The organism is Microbacterium sp. NPDC056736 (genome assembly GCF_042790415.1).
Lineage (GTDB): Bacteria > Actinomycetota > Actinomycetes > Actinomycetales > Microbacteriaceae > Microbacterium.
The window spans coordinates 298,860-324,720 of the sequence record NZ_JBHTZE010000004.1; the positions used below are offsets into that span (position 1 = coordinate 298,860).

General features: G+C 72.1%; 24 protein-coding genes. 14 read left to right on the forward strand and 10 right to left on the reverse strand.

Annotation, left to right across the window (positions count from 1 at the left end):
• The first annotated feature begins 27 nt into the window (after positions 1-27).
• Together ACFRAL_RS10760 and ACFRAL_RS10765 are read left to right on the forward strand one after the other, a co-directional pair.
• On the forward strand, positions 28-1,254 hold the full coding sequence (locus tag ACFRAL_RS10760; protein WP_336398503.1) for a pyridoxal phosphate-dependent aminotransferase: 1,227 nt from the start codon (positions 28-30) through the stop codon (positions 1,252-1,254).
• A gap of 78 nt (positions 1,255-1,332) precedes the next feature.
• Entirely contained in the window at positions 1,333-1,689 is a 357-nt protein-coding gene (locus tag ACFRAL_RS10765) for a hypothetical protein (protein ID WP_336398504.1), read from the forward strand.
• A 40-nt stretch (positions 1,690-1,729) separates the two neighbouring features.
• Here the strand turns inward: ACFRAL_RS10765 and ACFRAL_RS10770 are convergent, their stop codons facing one another.
• On the reverse strand, positions 1,730-2,167 hold the full coding sequence (locus ACFRAL_RS10770; protein ID WP_336398505.1) for an Rv3235 family protein: 438 nt from the start codon (positions 2,165-2,167) through the stop codon (positions 1,730-1,732).
• A 130-nt stretch (positions 2,168-2,297) separates the two neighbouring features.
• On the opposite strand from ACFRAL_RS10770, the gene ACFRAL_RS10775 reads away from it, so the two are divergent.
• Positions 2,298-2,894 (forward strand): hypothetical protein, encoded by a 597-nt coding sequence (locus tag ACFRAL_RS10775; RefSeq protein WP_378882598.1) that lies wholly within the window; start codon positions 2,298-2,300, stop codon positions 2,892-2,894.
• Between the two features lie 11 nt (positions 2,895-2,905).
• Here the strand turns inward: ACFRAL_RS10775 and ACFRAL_RS10780 are convergent, their stop codons facing one another.
• Positions 2,906-3,187 (reverse strand): helix-turn-helix domain-containing protein, encoded by a 282-nt coding sequence (locus tag ACFRAL_RS10780; RefSeq protein ID WP_378882601.1) that lies wholly within the window; start codon positions 3,185-3,187, stop codon positions 2,906-2,908.
• A 98-nt stretch (positions 3,188-3,285) separates the two neighbouring features.
• Between ACFRAL_RS10780 and ACFRAL_RS10785 the strand changes: the two genes are divergently transcribed.
• The 3 genes from ACFRAL_RS10785 to ACFRAL_RS10795 are packed head-to-tail and all read left to right on the forward strand — an operon-like array spanning position 3,286 to position 6,735.
• On the forward strand, positions 3,286-3,918 hold the full coding sequence (locus tag ACFRAL_RS10785) for an SAF domain-containing protein (RefSeq protein WP_378882604.1): 633 nt from the start codon (positions 3,286-3,288) through the stop codon (positions 3,916-3,918).
• Positions 3,915-5,222: a CpaE family protein gene (locus ACFRAL_RS10790; RefSeq protein ID WP_378882607.1), complete on the forward strand. Its 1,308-nt coding sequence runs from the start codon at positions 3,915-3,917 to the stop codon at positions 5,220-5,222. The genes ACFRAL_RS10785 and ACFRAL_RS10790 overlap by 4 nt, the downstream gene beginning before the upstream one ends.
• Before the next feature lie 4 nt (positions 5,223-5,226).
• Positions 5,227-6,735 (forward strand): sensor histidine kinase, encoded by a 1,509-nt coding sequence (locus ACFRAL_RS10795; protein ID WP_378882610.1) that lies wholly within the window; start codon positions 5,227-5,229, stop codon positions 6,733-6,735.
• A 120-nt stretch (positions 6,736-6,855) separates the two neighbouring features.
• Here the strand turns inward: ACFRAL_RS10795 and ACFRAL_RS10800 are convergent, their stop codons facing one another.
• Complete coding sequence (locus ACFRAL_RS10800; protein WP_018171995.1) at positions 6,856-7,104, reverse strand: WhiB family transcriptional regulator; 249 nt, start codon at positions 7,102-7,104, stop codon at positions 6,856-6,858.
• A gap of 275 nt (positions 7,105-7,379) precedes the next feature.
• On the opposite strand from ACFRAL_RS10800, the gene ACFRAL_RS10805 reads away from it, so the two are divergent.
• Positions 7,380-7,772, forward strand: a complete 393-nt coding sequence (locus tag ACFRAL_RS10805; RefSeq protein ID WP_378882613.1) for a histidine kinase — start codon at positions 7,380-7,382, stop codon at positions 7,770-7,772.
• Between the two features lie 38 nt (positions 7,773-7,810).
• Here ACFRAL_RS10805 and bcp read toward each other — a convergent pair whose 3' ends face one another.
• From bcp to aroA, 3 genes are all read right to left on the reverse strand, one after another.
• On the reverse strand, positions 7,811-8,281 hold the full coding sequence (gene bcp / locus ACFRAL_RS10810) for a thioredoxin-dependent thiol peroxidase (RefSeq protein WP_336398512.1): 471 nt from the start codon (positions 8,279-8,281) through the stop codon (positions 7,811-7,813).
• Positions 8,282-8,312: 31 nt separating this feature from the next.
• Positions 8,313-9,374 carry a ribosome small subunit-dependent GTPase A gene (gene rsgA / locus ACFRAL_RS10815; RefSeq protein ID WP_336398513.1) on the reverse strand — a complete coding sequence of 354 codons (1,062 nt, stop codon included), beginning with the start codon at positions 9,372-9,374 and terminating at the stop codon, positions 8,313-8,315.
• 64 nt (positions 9,375-9,438) lie between these two features.
• Positions 9,439-10,812, reverse strand: coding sequence for a 3-phosphoshikimate 1-carboxyvinyltransferase (gene aroA, locus ACFRAL_RS10820; protein ID WP_336398514.1), 1,374 nt, complete (start codon positions 10,810-10,812; stop codon positions 9,439-9,441).
• A gap of 84 nt (positions 10,813-10,896) precedes the next feature.
• On the opposite strand from aroA, the gene ACFRAL_RS10825 reads away from it, so the two are divergent.
• Positions 10,897-11,604 carry a sigma-70 family RNA polymerase sigma factor gene (locus ACFRAL_RS10825; protein ID WP_378882618.1) on the forward strand — a complete coding sequence of 236 codons (708 nt, stop codon included), beginning with the start codon at positions 10,897-10,899 and terminating at the stop codon, positions 11,602-11,604.
• Entirely contained in the window at positions 11,601-11,843 is a 243-nt protein-coding gene (locus tag ACFRAL_RS10830; RefSeq protein ID WP_194397840.1) for a zf-HC2 domain-containing protein, read from the forward strand. Before ACFRAL_RS10825 ends, ACFRAL_RS10830 begins: the two co-directional genes overlap by 4 nt.
• A gap of 34 nt (positions 11,844-11,877) precedes the next feature.
• Here ACFRAL_RS10830 and ACFRAL_RS10835 read toward each other — a convergent pair whose 3' ends face one another.
• Positions 11,878-12,789 (reverse strand): diacylglycerol kinase, encoded by a 912-nt coding sequence (locus ACFRAL_RS10835; protein WP_378882622.1) that lies wholly within the window; start codon positions 12,787-12,789, stop codon positions 11,878-11,880.
• Positions 12,786-14,441 (reverse strand): FAD-binding oxidoreductase, encoded by a 1,656-nt coding sequence (locus ACFRAL_RS10840; protein ID WP_378882625.1) that lies wholly within the window; start codon positions 14,439-14,441, stop codon positions 12,786-12,788. Before ACFRAL_RS10840 ends, ACFRAL_RS10835 begins: the two co-directional genes overlap by 4 nt.
• Before the next feature lie 34 nt (positions 14,442-14,475).
• On the opposite strand from ACFRAL_RS10840, the gene ACFRAL_RS10845 reads away from it, so the two are divergent.
• Complete coding sequence (locus tag ACFRAL_RS10845) at positions 14,476-15,057, forward strand: TetR/AcrR family transcriptional regulator (protein WP_378882628.1); 582 nt, start codon at positions 14,476-14,478, stop codon at positions 15,055-15,057.
• Positions 15,054-16,604, forward strand: coding sequence for a glycerol-3-phosphate dehydrogenase/oxidase (locus tag ACFRAL_RS10850; protein ID WP_378882630.1), 1,551 nt, complete (start codon positions 15,054-15,056; stop codon positions 16,602-16,604). The genes ACFRAL_RS10845 and ACFRAL_RS10850 overlap by 4 nt, the downstream gene beginning before the upstream one ends.
• 66 nt (positions 16,605-16,670) lie before the next feature.
• Here ACFRAL_RS10850 and ACFRAL_RS10855 read toward each other — a convergent pair whose 3' ends face one another.
• Positions 16,671-20,465 (reverse strand): multifunctional oxoglutarate decarboxylase/oxoglutarate dehydrogenase thiamine pyrophosphate-binding subunit/dihydrolipoyllysine-residue succinyltransferase subunit, encoded by a 3,795-nt coding sequence (locus ACFRAL_RS10855; protein WP_378882633.1) that lies wholly within the window; start codon positions 20,463-20,465, stop codon positions 16,671-16,673.
• 177 nt (positions 20,466-20,642) lie between these two features.
• Between ACFRAL_RS10855 and ACFRAL_RS10860 the strand changes: the two genes are divergently transcribed.
• Positions 20,643-22,100: a GuaB1 family IMP dehydrogenase-related protein gene (locus tag ACFRAL_RS10860; RefSeq protein WP_378882636.1), complete on the forward strand. Its 1,458-nt coding sequence runs from the start codon at positions 20,643-20,645 to the stop codon at positions 22,098-22,100.
• A gap of 40 nt (positions 22,101-22,140) precedes the next feature.
• On the opposite strand, the gene ACFRAL_RS10865 is transcribed toward ACFRAL_RS10860, so the two are convergent.
• Positions 22,141-23,241, reverse strand: a complete 1,101-nt coding sequence (locus tag ACFRAL_RS10865) for a YihY/virulence factor BrkB family protein (protein WP_378882638.1) — start codon at positions 23,239-23,241, stop codon at positions 22,141-22,143.
• A gap of 222 nt (positions 23,242-23,463) precedes the next feature.
• Between ACFRAL_RS10865 and ACFRAL_RS10870 the strand changes: the two genes are divergently transcribed.
• Together ACFRAL_RS10870 and ACFRAL_RS10875 are read left to right on the forward strand one after the other, a co-directional pair.
• A complete protein-coding gene (locus tag ACFRAL_RS10870; RefSeq protein WP_378882826.1) occupies positions 23,464-24,795 on the forward strand; it encodes a hemolysin family protein in 1,332 nt (443 codons plus the stop codon).
• Positions 24,792-25,850, forward strand: coding sequence for a hemolysin family protein (locus ACFRAL_RS10875; protein ID WP_336398523.1), 1,059 nt, complete (start codon positions 24,792-24,794; stop codon positions 25,848-25,850). The genes ACFRAL_RS10870 and ACFRAL_RS10875 overlap by 4 nt, the downstream gene beginning before the upstream one ends.
• The last annotated feature ends 11 nt before the right edge of the window (positions 25,851-25,861 follow it).

Sequence of the window (25,861 nt, forward strand, 5' to 3'; positions counted from 1 at the left end):
CTCGTCGGCCGCGGATATCCTGGGGCGATGAGTCCCCTCCGTCGCCTCGACCAGTCGAGCAAGCTCCAGAACGTCCTCTACGAGATCCGGGGACAGGCACTGGCAGAGGCCGACCGGCTCGAGAACGAGGGTCACACGATCCTGAAGCTCAACACGGGCAACCCCGCGGTGTTCGGCTTCGAGGCGCCGTTCCAGATCGTCCGCGACATGATCGAGGCGGTGCCCCACGCGCACGGCTACAGCGACTCGAAGGGCATCATGTCCGCGCGCCGCGCCGTGGTGTCGCGCTACGAGCAGGTGCCGGGCTTCCCGCAGTTCGACCCCGACGACGTGTACCTCGGCAACGGCGTGTCCGAGCTCATCACCATGACGATGCAGGCGCTCCTCGACGAGGGCGACGAGGTCCTGATCCCCGCTCCCGACTATCCGCTGTGGACGGCGATGACGAGTCTGGCCGACGGCACACCGGTGCACTACCGGTGCGATCCCGACGACGAGTGGCAGCCGGACCTCGACGACATCCGGGCGAAGGTGACGCCCCGCACCAAGGCGATCGTCGTGATCAACCCGAACAATCCCACGGGCGCCGTCTACTCCCGCGAGGTGCTCGAGGGCATCGTCGAGATCGCGCGCGAGAACTCGCTGCTGCTGCTCTCCGACGAGATCTACGACCGGATCCTGTTCGACGACGCGCAGCACATCCCGCTCGCGACGCTGGCGCCCGACCTGCTGTGCCTGACGTTCAACGGTCTCTCCAAGACCTACCGCGTCGCCGGCTACCGCTCGGGCTGGCTCGTGATCACCGGTCCCAAGAAGCACGCGGCCGGATTCCTCGAGGGCATCCAGCTGCTCGCGTCGACCCGCCTGTGCCCGAACGTCCCCGCGCAGCACGCCGTGCAGGCGGCGCTGTCGGGTGTGCAGTCCATCGACGCGCTCATCGCGCCGGAGGGACGCCTCCACGAGCAGCGCGACGCCGCGTGGGAGGGACTGGAGCGGATCCCCGGCGTCACCTGCCTCAAGCCCAAGGGGGCACTCTACGCGTTCCCGAGGCTGGACCCGAACGTGCACGAGATCCACGACGACGCGCGCCTGGTCTACGACTTCCTCGTCGCCGAGCACGTGCTGCTGGTGCAGGGGACCGGGTTCAACTGGCCCACGCCCGACCACCTGCGCATCGTCACGCTCCCGGAGGCGCGCGTGCTCACCGAGGCCGTCGAGCGGCTGGGTAACTTCCTCGCGTCGTACAAGCAGTGAGCGGGAGACGGATGCCGCGGCCCGCGGCATCCGTCAACCCCCTGACCCGTGGCCCGCTCGTGTCGTAGCGTCCTGGGCATGTCCATCGAACTGAACCAGCCGGCGCTGCGCCACGCGCGTGCGCTGATCCGGGACGGCAAGGTCGTGCGCGACGAGCGGGACGACTGGTCCGAGGCGGCCCCCAGCGCCGAGGAGGAGAACGCCTTCATCGAGAAGGAGGGGTGGACCGAGTACTCGCACTGGCACCTCGGGGTCGATCGAAGCGAGAACCACGACACCAAGAAGGCCTACTCGTTCCCGTTCGGCGACTTCGCCAAGGTGCACCGCTCCGGTGTGATCTCCGCGGAGAGCCGCGCGGGCCAGTACGACCACGACGAGATCCGCGATGCGCTGAAGTCGCTCCTCGACCTCATCGACAAGGACGCCGAGGACTGAGCAGCGACCGGCCGCCCGCGCTCTGCGGGGGCGTCCGGTCTCACAGCAGGGCGAGGGACGTCGCGCGCCAGCGGCCGTCCATGCCCTCCAGGCGCACGGCGAGGGCACGGGTGCGCGCCGGGCCGCGCACGACGAGGACCGCCTCGACGATCCCGTCGGCGGGAGAGGACTCGTGCACCGACATGATCGTGTGGACGGGCCGACGCGCGGGCACGCCGCGCGCGCTGCGCGCACGCGCGGCCAGGTTCGCGCGGGTCACCAGCTTGCGGTAGGCGTCCTCGGTGAGCCAGCGGGCGAGCTGGTCCACCTCGCGCACGCCGGCGAAGACCTCCAGGACGCCGACCGTCAGGTTGCGCAGGAACGGCTCGGGGGAGGGCAGTGCGGTGGAGGGCGTGCGCTGCGGAGCGAAGAACTCCGCGAGCTCGGTGGTGCGGGATGCGAGGGGGAGGCGGGCACGACCCGCGGGCGACATTGCCATCGGTGCCTATCTGACATGGGGGATGTGTCTTTGCGATTAGAACATACGGCGAACTCCCAGGAAAACCCGGAAAGCCCAGGTTGTGGATAACTCATCCCTCGTGCGGGCGGATCTGCCCTACTCTCGCGGAGTGCGCTGGGACCGGTTCTTCGACGACCTCGAGGATCAGCTCGCCTCCGAATGGGAGGCCGAGCGCCATGCCCTGGACACCGAGGCGGAGCGGCTGCGTCTGTCCCGTGTGGCGCTCGCCGAACGGCTGACACTGCTGGCCGCGGATGCCGCCTCGGCGTACGGGTTCGACCTCGTCGACGGGACGACCCTGCGGGCGGCTGTCACCGGCGTCGGCGCCGGCTGGGCCGCACTGCGGCCCGCCGAGGGCGGCGGAGCCGTCATCGTGCCGTTCGCATCCATCCTCGCGATCGGGGCGCCGCACGCCGACCTGCTCCGCTCCGCGCGGCCGGGCCCCGCCCGCTCGGCGCTGGCCGACCGGCTGACCTTCGGCTTCGTCCTGCGCGACCTCGTGCGCCGGCGTGGCGGGGTCGCGGTGCACCTGACGAGCGGGCGCGTCCTGACGGGCACCATCGACAGAGCGGGCGCCGATCACCTCGACCTGGCCCTGCACGAGCCGGGGACGCCACGGCGTGCCGACGAGGTCTCGGGCTACCGCCTGATTCCCTTCGCCGCCGTGGCGTGGATCCGGGCGGACACGACTCCGGCGCTGCCCTGATCCTCCCGGGATCAGTCGGGGTTGCGGACGATCCCGCCGCCCCACAGCTCGGGGAAGCTGGCTGTCTGGGATTGGTGCCACAGGGCGATGCGGCGCGCTTCTTCGGCCTGGTCGTCCAGGTAGTCTCCCACGCTCGCAGCCTCGATGCGCCAGCGGGCCGGCGCGCCCACCCGCACGCCCCGCAGCCGTCCCTCGAGCACGAGCGCCATGACCTCGTCGACGGAGACGCCGAGCACCTCGCCCACCTGTGCGGGGGCGAGAAGACGCACGGCGGACGTCGGGTCATCGGACATGCCCCCATTATCGCCCCGTGGTGTCCGGGAGGGCCGGAGCGGGAAGACCCTGTGGATAACGATCGACGCCGTTTCGCCGGCTCGGCGACGATGGACGCATGACCGCCGCAAGCGATCCCGTCCGCACCCCGCGTCGAGCCTTCTGGGGCGATGCCCGGTTCTTCCTCGGCGTGCTGCTGGTGGCCGCCTCCGTCGCCGGCGTCTGGCTCGTCGTGACGGCGGCGCGGCAGACCGTCCCCGTCTACGCCGCCGCCCACACCCTCGTCCCCGGGCAGGTCATCGAGCCCGGCGACCTCGAGGTCGTCGATGTCGCCCTCGGCGCGCTCGCCGGCGCGTACCTCCCGGCCGAGCACTCCGCCGGCGCCCTCGTGGCGACACGCACCGTCGAGGCCGGCGAGCTCGTGCCGGCGGCATCCGTCGGCGAGGCCCGGTCGGCCCGCACCACCAACATCGTCGTCCGCAGCGCCGTGGACGTGCCCGCCTCCGTCGGGGCCGGCGCCGTCGTCGAGGTCTGGGCCGCACCGATCCGCGAGGACGGCGGGTACGACGAGCCACGGGTGCTCGTGGCCGACGCCACGGTCGTCTCGGTGACGCGGGACGACTCCATGATCGGCGGGGGAGCGGCCGCGCTCGAGCTCGTCATCCCGCGTGCCGACGTGTCGGCGACGCTCGCCGCGATGGCCGACGAGTCCGCGCTCTCCATCGTCCCGGCTACGGGGGCGGGCTCGTGAAGGTCGTCGTGGCCGTCGAGGACGCCGCCGCGCTCGTCGCAGGACTGCGTCGCGAGGGCGTCGACGTGATCGCGGAGCTTCCCGAGGACGCGCCGCTGCTGGCCGCCGCCGACGGCTTGCGGGGAGCCGAGGCGGAGGGCGTGCTGCGCGCGCTCGCGGAGGCCGACGCGCTGATCCTGGCGGTCTCACGTCGCACCATGTCACCCACGGTCGTGGCGCTCTGCGACCGCGCGGGCACGCGCGTCGTGCCGCTCGTCGTCGACGCCGCCGGTGAGCGTCTGGCCGCGGCGTGCGGGCTCGAAGCGCCGCTGGAGCGGCACATCGAGCCGTGGCGCATCGCCGACGCGCTGTCGGCCGCGCCCGTGGGCGCTGCGCCGGAGGCGCCGGAGCGGCCGCGGGTGATCGTGGTCTGGGGCGCCGCGGGCGCACCCGGACGGTCCACCGTCGCCACCGAGCTCGCCGTCGAGCTGGCGCGGGGCGGCCGCCACGTCGCGCTCGTCGACGCCGACACGCACGCGCCGTCGCTGGCTCTCACGCTCGGGCTGGCCGACGAGGGGCCCGGCTTCGCGGCCGCGTGCCGCCAGGCGGAGCTCGGCGGGCTCGACGCGAGCGAGCTCGAGCGCATCGCGACACCGCTCGGACGCTCGGGCGTCGACGTGCTCACCGGCATCAACCGCCCGTCCCGCTGGCCCGAGCTGAGCGAGCGTCGCGTGGCGGCGGCGCTGGCCGCCTGCCGAGAGTGGGCGGACTACACGGTGGTCGACGTCGCCTCATCGCTCGAGCGCGACGAGGAGATCGTGAGCGACCTCGACGGCCCGCGCCGCAACGCCGCAGCGCTCGCCGCGCTGCGCGCGGCCGATCTCGTCGTCGCGGTCGCCGCGGCCGACCCGGTCGGGATCGCGCGCTTCCTCCGCGGTCACTCCGACCTGCGCGCGACCGTCGGCGCCACCCCGATCGCCGTCGTCGCGAACCGGCTGCGCCCGGGCACGCTCGGGATCGACGCGCGCGGCCAGGTCCGCCGCACGCTCGACCGCTTCGCCGGAATCCGCGACGTCTGGTTCCTGCCCCAGGATCCGCGCTCGGCGGACGCGGCGATCCTCGCGGGCCGGCCGATCGCCGAGGTCGCACCGAAGTCGCCGCTGGTCCTCGGCCTGCGGCGATTCGCCGGAGAGGCCGTCGTGCCCACTCCCGCGGCCGAAGCGCCCGAGAGGACGCCGGGGCGCGGCATCCGTCGCTCCCGCGGCGCCGGCTCGGCGCGAGCTGCCGCGGCGCACCGACGGTCCGACGCGCGCGCTCTAGGCTAGGTCCGTGTCGACCCTCAGCGATCTCGTCTACGCCCAGGGCCGCTCCAGCGAGGACGACGTGGAGTGGCTTCATCGTCTCGCGGGGGACGGCCAGCTCCTCGCCGACCTGGCGTCGGCCGACATCGTGCTGTGGGTGCCCACGTCGGACGACTCGTTCGTCGCCGTCGCCCACACCCGCCCGAGCGGCGCGGCGACCCTCTTCTACCGCGACATCGTGGGCGACCGCGTGCGCCCGCAGTGGCGCACGCAGGTGCGGGAGGCGTTCCACAGCGGCCGCATCGTCGACTCCGCCTCGCCGGACTGGTTCGAGGAGACCCCCACCCGCGTGCGCGCCGTGCCGGTGGCCCGCCAGCAGGGCGGTCAGCTGAGCGTGGTGGGAGTGCTGACCCGTCACACCAACCTGGGCGAGGCGCGCACGCCCTCCCGCCAGCAGATCACGTTCAACGAATGCGCCGACGACCTGTTCGGCATGATCGCCTCGGGTGACTTCCCGGACCTGTCGGCGCCGACGTCGCCGCGCCGCGGCGCTCCGCGCGCCTCCGACGGTCTGATCCGTCTCGACGTCGACGGGGTCACGACTTTCGCGAGCCCGAACGCCCTGTCGGCGTTCAACCGGCTGGGCTTCGAGGACGAGCTCGAAGGCGAGTCGCTCGTGGAGGTCGTGACGCAGATCCTCCCCGGCAAGCGTCAGTTCGACGAGTCGCTCCCGGTCGTGGTGACCGGGCGCGCGCCCTGGCGCACCGACCTCGAGGCGCGCGGCGTCACCGTGTCGCTGCGCACGATCCCGCTGCGCGATCACGGCAAGCGAATCGGCGCCATCGTGCTCTGCCGCGACGTGACCGAGATCCGCCACCAGGAGCAGGAGCTCATCACCAAGGACGCGACGATCCGCGAGATCCACCACCGCGTCAAGAACAACCTGCAGACCGTCGCCTCGCTGCTGCGCATCCAGGCGCGCCGCTCGCACTCCGAGGAGGCGCGCGAGGCGCTCACCCAGGCGATGCGCCGCGTGTCGGCGATCGCGGTGGTGCACGACACCCTCTCGGAGGGACTGGCGCAGAACGTCGACTTCGACGAGGTGTTCGCGCGGGTGCTCAAGCTCGTCGCCGAGGTGGCCGCCGCTCCCAACACCCGTGCCAAGACCCATTCGTCCGGCCGGTTCGGAACGCTGCCGAGCGAGTACGCGACGCCGCTCGCGCTGGCGCTGACCGAGCTGGTGACGAACGCGGTCGAGCACGGCCTGGCAGGTCAGGAGGGCGACGTCGAGATCGTCGCCGAGCGCGACGAGGAGCGGCTCGAGGTGCGGGTGCGCGACACCGGGTCGGGGCTGCCCGAAGGGCAGGTCGGACGGGGCCTGGGCACCCAGATCGTCCGCACCCTCATCCAGGGCGAGCTCGGCGGCACCATCGACTGGCACACCATCATGGGCAGCGGCACCGAGGTGACGATCGAGATCCCGCTGCGGTACATCGTCGACGCGGGCCGGAGCAGTACGGGCGCCGGCGAGCGCTGACGCGGCTCCGGTCGCGACGGGGGCAGCGAGGTAGGAGCCGGACCGCCGGGCTTGGATGACCGAGCGCGCAAAGGAGAGCGGATGCCGCGGCTGCGGCATCCGCTCGATTCGGGCGCTGTGTCAGCTGGCGCGGCGCGCGCGGGCGGCCCGGCGCTTCAGGGCGCGGCGCTCGTCCTCGGAGAGACCGCCCCACACGCCCGAGTCCTGTCCGGTCTCGAGGGCGTACTGCAGGCAGATCTCGGTGACGGTGCAGCGTGCGCACACCGACTTGGCCTTCTCGATCTGATCGACGGCAGGTCCGGTGTTCCCGACGGGGAAGAACAGCTCGGGGTCGACGGTCAGGCAGGCGGCCTTGTCGCGCCAGTCCATGGTGGTGCTCCTTGTGAGAGGGGGTGGGGCTTGGGATCCGTTCGGGTCGGATACCCTGTGGGATGTGCGAGATCACTCGCCCCACGTCGCTGTGGGAGCACACGGCTTCACCAATCGTCCCATAGCGGTTTACCTGAATCAAGGGTTGATCGGCGGGTTTATGTGGAACCGGCTGAGTGTTCCCCCTCTGACCTGGAGGTTTCGCACAAACGCCTGACGTGTGGAAGAGGAGTCGACGGAGAATGCGGACAAACCTGTCCGGAAGGATCGCGGCGGTGCTCGTGGGTCTGGAGGGTCTCGGCATCGCGGCGCTGACCGTCGGGGAGATCGCGGCGATCGTCGGCGGCGACACCGGCTCGATCGAGAGCGCGATCGCGCTCGTCGTGCTCACCCTCGTCGGCGCCGTGGCGGTGCTGGCGTTCGCGGCCGCCATCTGGCGGGGGCAGTCGTGGGGGCGCTCCGGCGGCATCGTCACGCAGCTGCTGATCCTCGCCGTCGCGCTCGGCGCCGCGACCGGGGGGTTCGCGGTCCCCGGGCTCGCCCTGGCCCTCGCCGTGCCGGCCGTCGTGGTGCTGGTGCTGCTCGTGCTGGCCGTGCGGGATGCCGGACGCCAGGCGCGAGGCGCCGATGGAGCGGACGGCGACGCGCCGGGAGCGGCCTCGCGCTGATCCGCGATCGCGCCGATGCGCGTCGCGCTGATCCGGTCTCAGACTCCGAGCGTCGTCCGCAGGCGCGACACGTGCCCGGTGGCGCGTACGTTGTACAGCGCGTGCGCGATCCGGCCCTCCTCGTCGATGACGAACGTCGAGCGGATGACGCCCATGAACGTCTTGCCGTAGTTCACCTTCTCGCCCCACACCGCGTACTTCTCGTGCACCGCGTGGTCCGGGTCGCTCAGCAGGTCGTAGGTGAGGCCGTCGCGCTCGCGGAACCGCCGGAGCTTCTCGGGCTGGTCCCGCGAGACGCCGAGGACGGTGTAGCCGGCGGCCTGCAGCGGTGCGAGGCTGTCGCGGAAGTCGCACGCCTCCTTGGTGCAGCCGGGCGTCATCGCCTCGGGGTAGAAGAAGAGGATGACCCGGCCGCCGCGGAGGTCCTCGAGGTGCACGGCACGGTCGTCCTGGTCGACGAGGGTGAAGGCGGGGGCGAGGGAGCCGGGTTCGAGGCGCGTCGTGGTCACCTGTCCACTCTAGGCGGCGGCCCGTCGTGCCTCAGGCGCCGGGCTCCTGCGCCTTCTTCGCGAACGTCTCCAGCAGCCGCTGCAGCGAATCGAGCCGCGCCGGGCCGCCGGGACCGAGTCGCCCCTCCTCGACCGCTTCGACGATCGCGCAGTCGGGGGCATCCCGGAGGTGCGTGCAGCCGCGAGGACACTCCTCGGCCACCTCGGCGAGGTCGGTGAAGGCGCGGAGGATGTTCGCCGGGTCGACGTGCCCGAGTCCGAACGAGCGCACCCCGGGCGTGTCGATGACCCAGCCGCTGCCGCTCTCGCCGCGGTAGCGCAGCGACACCGTGGAGCTGGAGGTGTGGCGCCCGCGCCCGGTCACGACGTTGACGTGCCCGGTGGCGCGCCGCGCATCGGGGACGAGCGCGTTCACGAGCGTGGACTTGCCCACGCCGGAATGCCCGACGAACACGGTCGAGTGGCCGGCCAGGGCCGCGCCGATCCGGTCCAGCGGCATCTCCTCCTTGCCGCTGGCGAACACTTCGAGGTCGAGGCCCTCGAAGTGCGCGAGGAACGCGGCCGGGTCGGCGAGGTCGGTCTTGGTGACGACGAGGAGAGGGCGGATGCCGGCATCCAGCGCGGCCACCAGGTAGCGGTCGACGAGCCGCGGGCGGGGTTCGGGGTCGGCGGCGGCGACGACCACGAGCATCTGGTCGGCGTTGGCGACGACGACGCGCTCGACCTGGTCGGTGTCGTCGGCGCTGCGCCGCAGCAGCGACGTGCGCTCTTCGATGCCCACGATGCGCGCCAGGGTGCCGTCGTCGCCCGATGCGTCGCCCACCACGCGCGCGCGGTCGCCCGTGACGATCGGGGTCTTGCGCAGCTCGCGCGCACGGGTGGCGAGCACCGTGCGCTCGTCGGGCAGGTCCTCGTCGACGAGGACGGTGTACCTGCCGCGGTCCACGCCGAGCACGCGCGCGATCCGCGCGTCGCTGTGCGCCGGGCGCCGCTTGGTGCGCGGGCGGTTCGCCTTCGGGTTCGGGCGCACCCGCACGTCGGCCTCGTCGAACTCCGGCTCGTCGTCCTCGTCGAGGTCGTCGAGCCAGCTCATGCCGTCGTCCTGGGTCGGTTCACCGTGTCATCCCGATCGCTGTGCGGGCCATGCGCGCGCCGTCTCACGACGCGCGCATCGTCTCCTCCGGCCGGCCGCCGTCGGCGTGCCGGCCCTCGAGCATCCGCTGCCAGATGTGGGGGAACTCGGGCATCGTCTTGGCCGTCGTGCCGATGTCGTCGACCTCGACGCCCGGGACGGCGAGGCCGATGAGCGCTCCTGTGGTCGCCATGCGGTGGTCGTGGTACGCGTGCCAGGTGCCGCCGTGCAGCGGCCGCGGTGTGATGCGGATGCCGTCGGCGAGCTCCTCCGCCTCTCCGCCGAGGCGCCGCAGCTCGGACACGAGGGCCGCGATGCGATCGGTCTCATGGCCGCGGATGTGGCCGATCCCGTGCAGCGTGGACGGCGACTCCGCGAAGGCGGCGAGGCCGAAGATCGTCGGGGTGAGCTCGCCCGCGGCCGACAGGTCCAGATCGACGCCCTGGATGGCCGGGCCGGCGGTGACGGTCAGCGCGCCGCCGCGGCGGACGACGCGGGCACCCATGAGGGAGAGGATCTCGGTGAGCATCGCGCCGGGCTGCGTGGAGTGCGCCGGCCAGCCGGTGACCGACACCGAGCCGCCCGCGACCATCGCCGCCGCGAGGAACGGCGCCGCGTTGGAGAGGTCGGGCTCGATCGCCACGTCCTTGCCGCGGATCGGGCCCGCGGGCACGATCCACTCGCCCACGCCGGGGCGCTCGACGTGCACGCCGCGATGCCCGAGCGCCTCGACCGTCATGTCGATGTGGGGGATGCTGGGCAGGCGGCTGCCGGAGTGCTTGAGCTGGAGGCCGACGTCGAACCGGGGTGCCGCCAGCAGCAGCCCCGAGACGAACTGACTGGACGCGCCGGCGTCGATCGTCACCTCGCCGCCGCGCACGTGACCGTGCCCGCGCACGATGAAGGGCAGGGCCCAGCGTCCGCCGTCGTCGATGTCGACGCCGACGTCGCGCAGTGCGGTGATCATCGCCCCCATCGGCCGGTGCAGCGCGCTCTCGTGCGCGGTGAGGGTCACGTCGCCGCGCCCGAAGCCGGCGAGGCCGGCGACGAACCGCATGACGGTGCCCGCCTGCCCGCAATCCACCTCGGTGTCGCCGCGGAGCGGCCACACGGGCGTCACCTCGATGTCGGGGCCGTACATGCCCGTGCCCTCGACGCGCTCGATGCCGACGCCGAGCGAGCGCAGCGCGTCGATCATCCGGGCGGAGTCGTCGGAGTGCAGCGGTGCGATCAGCCGGCTCGGCGCGTCGGCGAGCGAGGCCAGCACGAGCTCGCGATTGGTCAGCGACTTGGACCCGGGAACGGTCACCGTCGCGTGCAGCGGACCGTCCGCGACGGGGGCACGCCAGTGGCCGCGCTCGATCGGCGCGGAGGTGGGGGAATACCCGTCGACTGTCATCGGGTTCTACCCTACTGAACGGCTTCTGATCCGCCGCGTAATGCGGGGCCAGCCGTCGTGAGTCCACCCACCGAGCGGAGCCGGATGTTCGCCACTCTCGACCGCCTCGACATCGAGGCACCCTCACCCGACGTCTCGGGCGGTCCGCAACCCGCCACCGTAGACTGGCGCGTGATGAGCGACTCGATCGACCACGCCGGTCAGACCGACCAGGTGCAGGACCCGCGCGCGCAGTTCGAAGAGCAGGCGCTGCCCTTCATGGACCAGCTGTACGCGGCGGCCATGCGCATGACACGCAACCCCGCGGATGCCGCCGACCTGGTGCAGGAGACCTTCGTCAAGGCGTTCGCGTCGTGGAAGACCTTCACCCAGGGCACCAACCTCAAGGCGTGGCTCTACCGCATCCTCACCAACACGTACATCAACACCTATCGCAAGAAGCAGCGCGAGCCCTACCAGGGCACGATCGACGAGCTCGAGGACTGGCAGCTCGGCGGCGCCGAGTCGACCACCGCGACGAGCACCCGCTCCGCCGAGGCGGAGGCGATCGACCGCATGCCGGCCTCGGTCGTCAAGGACGCGCTGCAGTCCATCCCGGAGGACTTCCGGCTGGCGGTGTACCTCGCAGACGTCGAGGGCTTCGCCTACCAGGAGATCGCCGACATCATGAAGACCCCGATCGGCACGGTCATGAGCCGCCTGCACCGCGGCAGGCGCATGCTTCGTGAGCTGCTGGCCGACTACGCAACAGAGCGCGGCATCACCACCGCCGCCACAAGGAGCACGAAATGACCGACTGCGGCTGCGAGAAGGCGCGGCGCGACCTCGAGGAGTACCTGCGCAACGAGGTCTGCAAGACCGAGCACAGCGACATCGCCGAGCACCTGGAGCACTGCGCGGGATGCCGCGACGAGGCGCTGGTCGCGCGCACGCTGACCGAGGTGGTCGCACGCGCCTGCAAGGAGACGGCTCCCGAGGAGCTGCGTGACCAGGTGCTGGCCCGGCTGCGGGCGGTCCAGGCCGCGCACTGACGGACGGCGCGAGCAGTTATCGCCCGAGGTCCGGTCAGGAGGCTGGTGCGGGCGTGAAGACCGTGAGCGCCGCCGGCACGACATCCACCGACAGCGGAAGAGCGCCGATCGGGTCGCCGTCCGCGTACGCGGTGACACCGGGCGACGACAGGCGCACCGACCTCGCGCGGCGTACCGAGACCTCCGGCACCGTGGTGTGCGTGCCGCGATACACGCGCGACAGGAGCCGGAGCAGGCGCAGCCGTCCGGCGGTGCGCACCAGCAGGACGTCGAGCAGACCGTCGGCGGGATCGGCGTCCGGGCAGATCGGGATGCCGCTGCCGTAGGTGCGACCGTTGCCGACGGTCGCCATCACGAGGTCGCCGCGGATCTGCTCGCGGGTGCCGTCGGCGAGTTCGACGTCGACCTCGTACGGGATGCCGGCGAGGGTGAGGAACTCGACGAGGATCGCGATGTCGTAGCGCGAGCCGCCTCTGGGCCAGCGCATCGCGTTGGCGCGGTCGTTGACCTTGGAGTCGAAGCCGCTCGCCAGGACTGTCCCGAAGTACTGCGTCGATCCGTCGCCGCGGGTCACGCGCGCGAGATCCACGCGCCGCGTGAGGCCGCCGGCGATCGCGTCGGCGGCCGCCCGCGCGTCGAGCTCGCGCAGCCCGAGCATCGCCGCGAAGTCGTTGCCCGTGCCCGAGGGCACGATGCCGAGCGGGACGCCGGTGCCGGCCACCTCCTGGATGGCGAGGTTGACGGTCCCGTCGCCCCCGACGACGGCGACCGCGTCGACGCCGGCGTCCAGGGCCGCCCGCAGCAGGGCGGATGACTCGGCGGCGCTGCCGCCGCTCAGGACCGTCGTCTGCACCCCGTGCGTGCGGAGGCGCTCGGCGGCGGTGCTCGTCGCGCCGGTGTGCGCGCCGGCGCGGGCCGCCGGGTTGACCAGGAGCGCGACCCTCATGCGCCGGTGTCGCTGCGCGGGGCGACGAGCGCGCCCGGGTTCATGATGCCGCGGGGGTCCAGTACGGCCTTGACGGCGCGCAGCAGCTCGACGCCGAGCGGGCCGATCTCCGTCGCGAGGTAGGGGCGATGGTCCCGGCCGACGGCGTGATGGTGCGTGATGGTGCCGTTCGCGTGGCCGATCGCCCGGGATGCGGCATCCTTCGCCGTCTTCCACTGCGCCTGGGGATCCTCGCCGAGCGCAGCGATGACGGTGAGGTAGAGCGACGCACCCGCCGGGTACACGTGCGAGATGTGGCACAGCACGACCGGCTTGGTGCCCGAGGCGGTGAGGCTCGCGGTCAGGGCATCGGTCACCGCCTGCTTGAGCGCCGGCAGGTTCGCCCACGTCGTCGCCGTCTCGAGCGTCTCGGCCAGCACGCCGGTGTCCATGAGCGTGTCGCGCAGCGCGGGGGAGGAGAAGCGCCCGCGCTCCCATGAGCGGGCCGGATCCTCGCCGCGCGAGGTCGCACCATGAGCGGCGAAGACCGTGTCCAGCGCATCGCGCGCGGCTTCCGCCTCTTCGAGGATCGCCCCCTCGAAGGTGGCGATGGCGAGGCATCCGCGCATCCGGGTGAGGTGCCCGCCCATCGCCGCGTTCACGCGCGTCTCGGTTGCATCGCTCAGCCGCAGCACGGTGGGTCGGATGCCGCGCTGCGTGGCTTCGCGGAGCGCCGCCGTCCCCGTCGCGAAGTCGGGGAACGACCACGCCCGGTACGCCGTGGCCCCCGGAAGCGGGCGGACGCGTACGGTGACCTCGGTGAGAACCCCGAAGGCCCCCTCGGATCCGAGGAAGAGCTCCCGCAGATCGGGACCGGCGGCGCTCGCCGGAGAGCGGCCCAGGTCGAGGTCGCCCGCCGGCGTCGCGATCCGCAGGGCGTGCACGAGATCGTCGAAGCGGCCGTAGCCGCGCGAGGCCTGACCGCTCGACCGCGTCGCCGCGAACCCGCCGAGCGAGGCGTACGGGAAGCTCTGCGGGAAGTGGCCGAGCGTGAAGCCGCGGGCACCGAGCAGCTCCTCCGCCTGCGGACCCGTGGTGCCCGCGCCGAAGGAGGCCAGCAGCGACACCTCGTCGAGAGCGAGGAGGGCGGCGGTGCGGGAGAGGTCGAGCGCGATGACGGCGGCGTGCTCGCCGCGCTCCGGCTCGACGCCTCCGACGACCGACGTGCCTCCGCCGAACGGGACGACGGCGATGCCGCGGTCGTCGCACACTCCCAGCACCGCGGCGATCTGGTCGTGATCGGCGGGGGATACGACGGCGTCGGGCGCGTTCTGCAGTCCGTCCATCCGGCGGTGGAGGAGGTCGGGTGTGCTCTTGCCGCCCAGGTGCAGCAGCCGCACGGCGTCGGCGCGCGACGCGTGATGCCCCCCCACCACGTCCGCGAGCGCGCCGAGGTCGGCGTCGGAGATGAGGGACGGGGTCAGCTCGGGGACCTGCCGACGGGGGACGGGGTGCGCCTTGCCGGGGAGCAGCGTCGCCACGATCGCCTTCGCCGCCGCGGGGAGCCGGGCGGGTTCGGAACCCCACGCGTCCCAGTCGCCGCGGGGGCGGGGCGCCGGACGGGCGATCGGGCTCGCGGGGGTCGCGGAGTCGGTGTGCGCCGTCGCAGCCATGGCGACAGTATGACACATTCTGTATGGTTGTCACATGGCCGACGGAGTGTCCGACACCGAGAGCGCGATCCTCGACGCCGCGCTGGCGGAAGTGCTGGAGCACGGGATCCGGCGGACGACGGCATCCGACATCGCCCGCCGCTGCGGGATCTCCCGTCAGACGCTCTACCGGTACTGGCCCGACGCCCAGGCGGTGTTCGCGGCGCTCGTGACCCGGGAGCTGTTGGCCGCACAGCCCGGCGGCCAGGAGCAGGCCGATGATCTCGAGGCTCTCGTGGCCCTGCTCGTCGGGACCGCCGACCGCGTCCGCCGGCTGCCGCTGGTGGACCGCCTGCGCGACACCGATCCCGAGCTGTTCGCGCGCTACATCCTCGACCGGCTCGGCACGAGCCAGCGCGCCATCCACGGCGAGACCGCGCGGCGCCTCGCCGACGGGCAGCGCCGCGGGTTCGTGCGCGACGGAGACCCGGATGGGCTGGCTGCGATGGTGCTCCTCATCGCGCAGTCCGCGGTGCAGTCGGCGCCGCTGGTGGCCGAGTGGCTTCCCGACGAGGCGTGGCGCACCGAGCTCGCGCACGCGGTGCACGGCTACCTCTCGCCCCGGGGTGCGCGATGACGCCGCTCATCCTCGGCCGGACGCCCTCCCCCTCGGCGCTCACGGCATCGCGCCGCGCGAAGGAGCTCGACGCGCTCGCCGGGAGTCGCGAGATCGACGTCCTGGTGATCGGCGGCGGCATCACCGGCGCCGGCATCGCCCTGGATGCCGCGAGCCGAGGGCTTCGCACGGTGCTGGTCGAGCGCGGTGACCTCGCCCACGGCACCAGCCGCTGGAGCTCGAAGCTCGTGCACGGGGGCCTCAGATACCTCGCGTCCGGTCAGATCGGCATCGCGCGCGAGAGCGCGCTGGAGCGGCACATCCTCATGACGCGGACCGCTCCCCACCTCACGCGCGCCCTCGCGCAGGTGGTGCCGCTGCACGAGCCGGGGCACCTTGCGCGCGGCGCTTACCTCGGACTCGGCTACGAACTCGGCAACGGGCTGCGGCGGACCGTCGGCACGCCGGGCGCCCTGCTGCCCGGGCCGGGAGCGATCGGGCCGGGGACGACGCGGCGACTGGCGCCGGCGGTCCGCGCCGATGGACTTCGCGGCGGCGTGCGCGGCTGGGACGGCCAGCTCATCGATGACGCACGGCTGGTCGTGGCGGTGGCGCGGACGGCCGCCGGGTACGGCGCATCCGTCCTCACCCGCGTCGAGGCGACCTCGGCGACCGGCGGCGACGCCCGCCTCCGCGACCTCGTGACCGGCACGGAGCTGACCCTGCGCGCGCGGGCCGTGGTGAGCGCGACCGGCGTGTGGGCGGGCGGGCTCGACCCCGACGTGCGCCTGCAACCCAGTCGTGGCACGCACCTCGTGGTGTCGACCGAGCGCCTGGGCGGCTCGGACGTCTCGCTCACGGTGCCCATCCCGGGCTCGACGAGCCGCTTCGTGTTCACGCTGCCCGCACCGCACGGACGCACCTACATCGGTCTCACCGACGTCCCGGTGGACGGGCCGGTTCCCGAGATCGCGCACGCCACCGACGCGGAGATCGAGATGCTCCTCGGCACGGTCAACACCGTCCTCGCCGACCCGCTCGAGCGCACCGACGTCCTCACGACGTTCGCGGGGCTGCGACCGCTTCTGGCAGGCGAGCCCGGCGACACCAGCGACCTCTCGCGCCGGCACGCCATCATCGAGTCCGCGACGGGGGTGCTGAGCATCGTCGGCGGCAAGCTCACCACGTACCGGCGCATGGCCGAGGACGCCGTCGACGCCGTCATCCGGCGTGACCCGTCCCTCCCCGCGCGGCCCTCGCGGACCGCTGCGATCCCTCTCGTCGGCGCGTGGCCGCGGCATCGGCTGGCGGAGATCGCGGCGCCGGCGCGCCTCGTGCGGCGGTATGGCGCCGAGGCGCCGTATGCGGCCGCGCTCCCGGACGGCCCCGGCGCGGCGCGCGGGGTGACGGCCCAGGAACTCCAGTGGGGCGTCATGGTCGAGGGTGCGATGAGCGTCGACGACGTGCTCGACCGACGCACGCGCCTGGGGCTCGTCGAGTCTGACCGGATCGAGTCGACGGATGCGGCAGCCGCCGCGTTCGCCCGCGCCGGCGTCGACCCGCTCTGACGGCACGCAGTCCGGCCCCGGACTCCCACAGTGGGGCGTGTCCAGGGCCGGTCGGCGCAGCCGGCCTTAGAGCGTCAGCGCCTTCTGCATGATCTTCGCCTGCTCGGCGGCGTGCACCTTCGGCGACCCGGTCGCCGTCGAGGCGGCGGACGAGCGGGAGACGCGGCTGATGGTGCGACCGCCGAGGTGCTTCACCAGCTCCAGCGCGATGAACGGCCACGCGCCCTGGTTCTCGGGCTCGTCCTGCACCCACACCAGCTCGGCGTCCGGGTAGGAGTCGATGACGGCGTTCAGCTCGGTGACGGGAGCGGGGTAGAACTGCTCGAGGCGCACGAGCGCGATCTCGGGATTGGGGTTCTTCTCGAGCTCCGCCCGCAGGTCCCAGTGGATCTTGCCGGCGTGCAGCAGCACCCGCTTCACGGCCGATTTGTCGATCCCGCGCTCGTCGTCCAGCACGGGCTCGAAGCGGCCGGTCAGGAAGTCGTCGACCGGGCTCGTCGCACCCCGCAGGCGCAGCATGGCCTTCGGCGTGAACACGACCAGCGGACGACGCGGGCGCGCGTACGCCTGGCGCCGCAGCAGGTGGAAGTACGAGGCCGGGGTCGACGGGCGGGCAACGGTCATGTTGTCCTGCGCGCACATCTGGAGGTAGCGCTCGATGCGCGCGGACGAGTGGTCGGGGCCCTGGCCCTCGTAGCCGTGGGGGAGCAGCAGCACGACGCTCGACTGCTGGCCCCACTTCTGCTCGGCCGAGGAGATGAACTCGTCGATCACCGACTGCGCCCCGTTGGCGAAGTCGCCGAACTGGGCCTCCCACAGCACGAGCGAGTCGGCGCGCTCCACGGAATACCCGTACTCGAACGCCATCGCCGCGTACTCGCTGAGGAACGAGTCGTAGACGTAGAACTTGCCCTGGTCGCCCGACAGATTGGCGAGCGGGATCCACTCCTGCCCGTTGGCCCGGTCGTGCAGGACGGCGTGGCGCTGCACGAACGTGCCGCGGCGGGAGTCCTGGCCGGCCAGGCGCACGTTCGTCTTCTCCAGCAGGAGCGACCCGAACGCCAGCAGCTCGCCGAAGCCCCAGTCGATCGAGCCGTTGCGGCTCATGTCGAGCCGCTTGTCGAGCAGCTGCTGGAGCTTGTTGTGGACGGTGAAGCCCTCCGGCTTGTTGACGAACGTGTCGCCGATGAGGTGCACGATCTCGCGCGCGACCCCGGTCGTCTCCGGCTCGCCGGCGACGGCGACGGTGACCTCGTCGGGGACGACGACGGGCGAGGAGCCGGTCTCCGCGGCGTGCGTCTCGGCGAAGGCGACCTCGAGGCGGCTCTGGAAGTCCTGCTTGGCCTTCTCGTACTCCTCCTCGGTGATGTCGCCGCGGCCGACGAGGGCCTCGGTGTACAGCCGGCGGACCGAGCGCTTCGCCTCGATGAGGTTCGTCATGAGCGGCTGCGTCATCGACGGGTCGTCGCCCTCGTTGTGACCGCGGCGGCGGTAGCAGACGAGGTCGATGACGACATCACGGTGGAACCGCTCGCGGTAGGCGAAGGCCAGCTGCGCGACCCGGGTGACGCCCTCGGGGTCGTCGCCGTTCACGTGGAAGATCGGCGCCTGGATCGTCTTGGCGACGTCGGTGGCGTAGACCGAGGTGCGGGCGTCGACCGGGGTGGTGGTGAAGCCGACCTGGTTGTTCACCACGACGTGCACGGTGCCGCCGGTGCGGTAGGCGCGCAGCTGCGACATCTGCAGGGTCTCGACCACGACGCCCTGGCCGGCGAAGGCCGCATCGCCGTGGACCAGGATCGGGAGCCAGGTGAAGCTGCCGATGGGCTTGCGGTCCTGCTTGGCCCGCACGATGCCTTCCAGCACGCCGTCGACGGTCTCGAGGTGCGACGGGTTGGCGGCGAGGTAGACGGGGAGCTCCGCCTGGTTGTCGGCGACGAAGGTGCCCTCGGTGCCGAGGTGGTACTTCACGTCGCCCGAGCCGCTCTTGGACCCGATGGCGACCGAGCCCTCGAACTCGCGGAACACCTGCCCGTAGGTCTTGCCGGCGATGTTGGTCAGGACGTTCAGGCGGCCGCGGTGCGCCATGCCGATCGCGGCGCCGTCCAGGCCCGCCTCGGCGGCGCCCTGGAGGATCTCGTCCAGGAGCGGGATCAGCGACTCGCCGCCCTCGAGGCTGAAGCGCTTCTGCCCGACGTACTTGGTCTGCAGGAACGTCTCGAACGCCTCGGCCTGGTTGAGCTTGTCGAGGATGCGCAGCTGCTCGTCGTGGCCCGGCTTCTGGTACTTGACCTCGACGTTCTGCTGGAACCACGCGCGCTGCACCGGGTCCTGGATGTGCATGTACTCGATGCCGATCGTGCGGCAGTACGAGTCGCGGAGCACGCCCAGGATGTCGCGCAGCTTCATCTGGCGCTTGCCGCCGAAGCCGCCCGTGACGAACTCGCGGTCGAGGTCCCAGAAGGTCAGTCCGTGGCTCTCGATCTCGAGGTCGGGGTGGGTGCGCTGGACGTACTCGAGCGGGTCGATGTCGGCCATCAGGTGACCGCGCACGCGGAAGGAGTTGATGAGCTCCTGGACGCGCGCCTGCTTGTCGACGCGCTCGGCGAGGTCGACGTTGATGTCGGGCGCCCAGTGGATCGGCGCATAGGGGATGCGCAGCGCCGAGAAGATGTCCTCGTAGAAGCCGCGCTGCCCGATGAGCAGCTCGTGCACCTTCTTGAGGAACTCGCCCGACCCGGCGCCCTGGATCACGCGGTGGTCGTAGGTGCTCGTGAGCGTGATCGTCTTGCCGATCGCGAGCTCGTTGAGCGTCTTGTCGCTCGCGCCCTGGAACTCGGCGGGGTACTCGAGGGCGCCGGCGCCCACGATGCAGCCCTGACCCTTCATCAGGCGCGGCACGGAGTGGACCGTGCCGATGCCGCCGGGGTTGGTCAGCGAGATCGTCGTCCCCTGGAAGTCGGCCGCGGTCAGCTTGTTGCCGCGAGCACGGCCGACCAGGTCCTCGTACGTGGTCAGGTACTCGTTGAACGAGAGCTGCTCGGCGCGCTTGATGCTGGGCACGAGCAGGGCACGGCTGCCGTCGGGACGGGGGAGGTCGATCGCGATGCCGAGGTTGATGTGCGCCGGCGCCACCACGGAGGGCTTGCCGTCGACTTCGGCGTAGAAGACGTTCTGGCTCGGGAACTCCTTGAGCGTCTGGATGATCGCCCAGCCGATGAGGTGGGTGAAGCTCACCTTGCCGCCGCGCGTGCGGGCCATGTGGTTGTTGATGACGATGCGGTTGTCGATCATCAGCTTCGCCGGGACGGTGCGCACGCTGGTGGCCGTGGGCACCGTGAGCGACTCGTCCATGTTCGCCGCAAGCGTCTTGGGCAGGCCCTTCAGCGCCGTGACGACGTCGGCCTCGGCCTCGCCGTCCGCCGACGACGGCTGCGCCTTGGGCGCCTGCGCCGGAATCGGCTGCGGGGCGGCGGGCCTCGCCGTCGTGCGCGCCACCGGCTGGTTGCCGATGACGGGGATGGGCGCCGTCACCGGGCGGGGCTCCGCCGCCGGCTGCGGCGCCGCGGGAGCGGCGGCAGGCGCCGGTGCCGCGGGTGCCGGAGCAGCAGCGGCCGCGGGTGCCGTGGCCGCCGCGGGTGCCGTGGCCGCCGCGGCCTGCGCGGGTGCGGCCGGCGCCGCAGCGGGGGCCGTCGGTGCCGCGCCGTCGGCGGGGTGGTAGGCCTCGAGAACGGGCCACCATGCCTTGTCGACGGAGTTCCGGTCGATCTTGAACTGTTCGTACAGCTCCTCGACGAGCCACTCGTTGGCTCCGAACTCACCCTCGTTCGAAACCCCGACGCCCGTCACCTGGCTCGACACGCTGAATCGCCTGCTTTCATCGGTGAAGTTCTGGGATACGCGTGGGGCTCAGAGCCGGCGCACGCGTGGGGTTAAGCCTAGCCCAGTCCGCGGGGGCGGTCCCGGTCCCCGCCCGTGCGGAAGCCGAAAGAATCCGAACGATTACCCGCACAGGAAGTGTCACTACCCTTGGCGGTCATGGAGTTCTACGGCGAAGCCCCCGACGTCGACCTGACCTATTCCGACGTCTTCCTCGTCCCGCGCCGGTCCGCCGTCGCCAGCAGGCTCGACGTCGACCTCGCCCCCCACGACGGGACGACCGCGACGATCCCGCTCGTCTCGTCCAACATGAACTCCGTCACCGGTGCGCGCCTGGCCGCCACGCTCGCGCGGCGGGGCGGACTCGGCGTGCTCCCGCAGGACATGCCGCTGCAGGAGCTGGACGCCGCTATCCGCTGGGTCAAGGCGCAGCCCGTCACCTGGGACACGCCGCTGGTCCTTCCGCCGGACGCGACCGTCGCCGACGCCGCGCGGCTGCTCCCGCCCACCGACGGGCACGGCATCGTGGTGGCAGAGGTCGCGGCCGGCCGGATCGACGCCGACGACGTCCTCGGCATCGTGCCGGCGGCGCGCCTGGGCACCGCGCTGCCCGATGCGCGTCTCGGCGACCTCGCGCGCGGGCGCGCCGCGTCCGTCGACGCCGATGACATCGAGAGCGCCCGCCACGCGTTCGACGTGATCGTCGCCGCGGACGCCGAGCTGGTGGCGGTCCTGCACCACGGACACCTCGTCGGCACGCTGTCGCGCCGCAGCGCCCTGCGCTCGACGCTCTACCGCCCGGCCGTGGACGCCTCCGGCCGCCTGATCGTCGCTGCGGCGGTCGGCATCAACGGAGACGTCGCGGCCAAGGCGCGAGCCCTGGCCGGCGCCGGCGTCGACGTCCTCGTGCTCGACACCGCCCACGGCCATCAGGAGGGGATGCTGCAGGCGCTGCGCACCGTCGCCGACCTCGACCTCGGCCTGCCGATCGCGGCGGGGAACATCGTCACCGCCGAGGGCGTCCACGACCTCGTGACCGCCGGCGCCACGATCCTGAAGGTCGGGGTGGGCCCGGGTGCCATGTGCACGACGCGGATGATGACCGCCGTCGGCCGCCCGCAGTTCTCGGCGGTCCTCGAGACGGCCGAGGCCGCCCGCATGTTGGGCGCGCACGTGTGGGCCGACGGCGGTGTGCGCTACCCCCGCGACGTCGCGCTGGCGCTCGCGGCGGGCGCGGCATCCGTCATGATCGGCTCGTGGTTCGCGGGCACCATCGAGGCGCCCGGCGAGCTTCAGGTCGATGAGGCCGGCCGCGCCTTCAAGGAGTCGTGGGGCATGGCGTCGACCAAGGCCGTGCATGAGCGCTTCGGACGCCTCGACCCGTACGAGCTGGCCCGCAAGGAGCTCTTCGCGGAGGGCATCTCGTCGTCGCGCATCTACCTGGACCCGCTGCGCCCGGGCCTGGAGGACCTGCTCGACATGATCACGTCGGGAGTGCGGTCGTCCTTCACCTACGCCGGCGCGGCGACGGTGGCGCAGTTCCACGAGCGCGCGCGGGTGGGACTCCAGTCGGCGGCGGGGTACGAGGAGGGCAAGGCGCTTCCCGTCAGCTGGTGAGGGATGACGGATGCCGCGGCCTGCGGCATCCGTCCCGGCCTCAGCGTTCGCCGCTGCTCCCGCCGGTGTGCGCCGGCTCGTCGTCGTCTTCGTCCGCGTGCTGCAGGCGGATGCGCCTGCCCTCCTCGACGTCCTTCTTCTCCTTCTGCGCGGCCTTGTCGCTCTTGCGGGTGTCGCGGGGCGGCAGCTGGATGTCCTCCTCCGCCTCGATCCCGGCCTGCAGCTGGCGCCCGCGTTCGAGCTCGGCATCGAACTCGGCTCCGAACAGCAGCGCGATGTTGGCGATCCACAGCCACAGCAGGAAGACGATCACCCCCGCGAGCGAGCCGTACGTGCGGTCGTAGTTCGAGAAGTTCGCCACGTAGATGCCGAACGCCGCCGACGCCACCACGAGGGTGAGGATCGCCAGCAGCGACCCCATGCTGATCCAGCGGAACTTCGGCTGCTTCGCGTTGGGCGTCGCGTAGTAGAGGATCGCCACCATCAGCACGACGATGAGTGCGAGCACCGGCCACTTCACGATCGACCACACCGTGGTGGCCACCTCACCGAGGCCCAGCGCCGAGCCCACCGCATCGGCCACGGGGCCGGAGACGACGAGGATCACGAGCGCCACCACGATCAGCGCCACCCCGATGACCGTGACCAGCAGCTGGGCCGGCTTCAGCTTCCAGAAGGGCCGGCCCTCCGGGATCTCGTAGATCCGGTTCATCGCGCGGCTGAACGCCCCGACGTAGCCCGATGCCGACCAGATCGCCAGCAGGAGGCCGAGCACGAGGCCCCATCCGGCGGCGGGGGACTCGGCCGCCTGCTCGAGCGGGCCGCGCAGCGCGTCGGCCGCCTCGGGCGACACGCTCTCGACCACGCCGATGATCGCGCCGGTCGCCTCACCGCTGCCGGCGAGGAGCCCGAAGATCGAGAAGACGGCGACGAGCCCGGGGAAGATCGCCAGGACCGAGTAGAACGTCAGCGCGGCGGCGATGTCGGTGCACTCGTCGGCCGAGAACTCCCTGGCCGTCTTGACGAAGACGTACTTCCAGGAGCGCTTCTCGATCTCGCGGGGCGTGTCGGGCTTGTCGGGGTGCTCGGGTGGCGGAGCGTTGCGGGGGTCCGTCTGCCGGTCGGCGCTCGTGTCGGTCATCCCCACAGCCTGCGCAGTCCCGCGCCCGGTCGCGGAGGGGGTTGACACCGGCGCCCGCCGACCGCAGGGCCCCTTCGTCGTGAGCGATCCGCGGCCGCGCCCGGACCCCTGTCGTAGACTTGGCGGCACGATGGACGACCCCCCCAGTTGCAGACGATCGCCCCACCGACCCGACTCCCGGATGCACCGGCCTGACTCCTGGCCGAACAGGGGGTGCGCGTGATGGATTACGTCATGTTGGGCGTGGGGCTCCTGCTCACCATCGGCACCGGACTGTTCGTCGCGAGCGAGTTCGCGCTGGTGAACCTCGACCGCGCCGACCTCGAGGCCCGTCAGGCGGCCGGCGAGTCGCGGCTCTCGATGACCATCGGCGCGCTGCGCATCACGTCGACGCATCTGTCCAGTGCGCAGCTGGGCATCACGCTGACGACGCTGCTCACCGGCTACACGATGGAGCCGGCGATCTCGAACCTGCTCGCTCCGGTCTTCGACACGTGGGGCATCCCCGAGGGCGTGTCGCGGCCCCTCGCCGCGGTCATCGGCGTCTCGATCGCGACCGTGTTCTCGATGATCATCGGCGAGCTGGTCCCCAAGAACTTCGCCCTGGCGATCCCGAGGCAGACCGCGAAGCTGGTCATGCCCTTCCAGGTGGGGTTCACGACGGTGTTCCGCCCGGCGATCGTCGTGCTCAACGGCAGCGCGAACGGCGTGCTGCGGGCGATGGGCGTCGAGCCCAAGGAGGAGCTCTCGGGCGCGCGGACGGCCGAGGAGCTGTCGAGCCTCGTGCGCCGCTCCGCCAGCGCCGGCGTGCTGGAGGAGGACACCGCGTCGCTGCTCGACCGCAGCCTCACCTTCGCGCGCCTGAGCGCGGCCGACGTCATGACGCCCCGCCCGAGCATCCATGCGCTGGCCGCGGACGACTCCGCGGAGGACGTCATCCAGCTCGCGCGCCGCACCGGGCACAGCCGCTTCCCCGTCTACGGCGAGTCGATGGACGACATCACCGGCATCGTGCACCTCAAGGCCGCCGTCGGCGTGCCGCGGGAGCGCCGCGCGGACGTGCCCGCCGCCGCGCTGGCGACCGAGCCGCTGCGGTTCCCCGAGGCGGTGCACCTCGACGTCCTCGTCGCCGAGCTGCGCGCTCGCGGCTACCAGATGGCCGTCGTGGTCGACGAGTACGGCGGCACCGCGGGCGTGGTGACGCTGGAGGACCTGGTCGAGGAGATCGTCGGCGAGGTGCTCGACGAGCACGACCGGCGCCGCGCGGGCATCGTCCGCGTCGATGACACCGTGGTGTTCCCCGGCGAGCTGCGCCCCGACGAGGTGCGCGATCGCACCGGCATCCGCATCCCCGAGGGCGACGTCTACGACACCGTGGGCGGCTACATCATGAGCGTCCTCGAGCGCATCCCCGCCGTCGGCGACACCGTCGAGATCGAGGACGGCACCCTCGAGGTGCAGCGCATGGCCGGACGCCGCGTGGAGCGGGTGCGGTTCGTCCCGACGCCGATGCCGCACGCGGCGGCGACGACGGAAGGGGGTGAGCGTCGATGAACGACTGGGCCGGAATCGCATGGCTCGTGGTGCTGCTCATCGCCAACGCCTTCTTCGTCGGCGCCGAGTTCGCCGTCATCTCCGCCCGCCGCTCGCAGATCGAGCCGTTGGCAGAGAAGGGCTCCCGCTCGGCCAAGACCGCGCTGTACGCGATGGAGCACGCGACGCTGATGCTCGCGACCAGCCAGCTGGGCATCACGATCTGCTCGCTGCTGATCCTGAACGTGTCCGAGCCCGCCATCCACCACCTGCTCGCCGAGCCGCTCGGGCTCACCGGCTGGTCGGAGGCCGTCGTCGACGGCGTCGCGTTCGCGATCGCCCTGCTGCTGGTGTCGTACCTGCACGTCGTGTTCGGCGAGATGGTGCCGAAGAACCTCGCGTTCTCGGTGCCCGACCGCGCCGTGCTCATGCTCGCCACGCCGCTCGTGTGGGTGTCCAAGCTCTTCCACCCGGTGATCGTGACCCTGAACTGGATCGCGAACCACATCGTGCGGCTGTTCCGCGTCGAGCCGAAGGATGAGGCCGCCTCGACGTTCACGCTCGAGGAGGTCGCGACGATCGTCAATCAGTCGCGCATCGAGGGCGTGCTGGACGACGCGGCCGGAACGGTCGCCGCCGCCGTCGAGTTCACCGACAAGAAGGCCGCCGAGGTGGCGGTGCCGCTGTCGCAGCTCGTGACGCTCCCCGAGCGGACGACGCCCGACGAGATCGAGCGCGCCGTGGCCAAGCACGGCTTCTCGCGCTACGTGATCGTCGACGACGAGGGTGCGCCGCTGGGCTACGTGCACCTGAAGGACATCCTGCGGGCGGCGGAGGGGCCGGATGCCGCCACCGACGTCGCGCGCCCCATCACGACCCGTCGCGTCCACCACATGGTGCCCGTGCTCGAGACCACCGACCTGGAGGACGCCCTCGCCGTCATGCGCCGGGCCGGCCGCCATCTCGCGCAGGTGCGCAACGAGGCCGGCGAGACCACGGCGGTGCTCTTCCTGGAGGACATCATCGAAGAGCTCATCGGCGAGGTGCAGGACGCGACCCGTCGTCGCGGCTTCTGACGCGCGGCGAA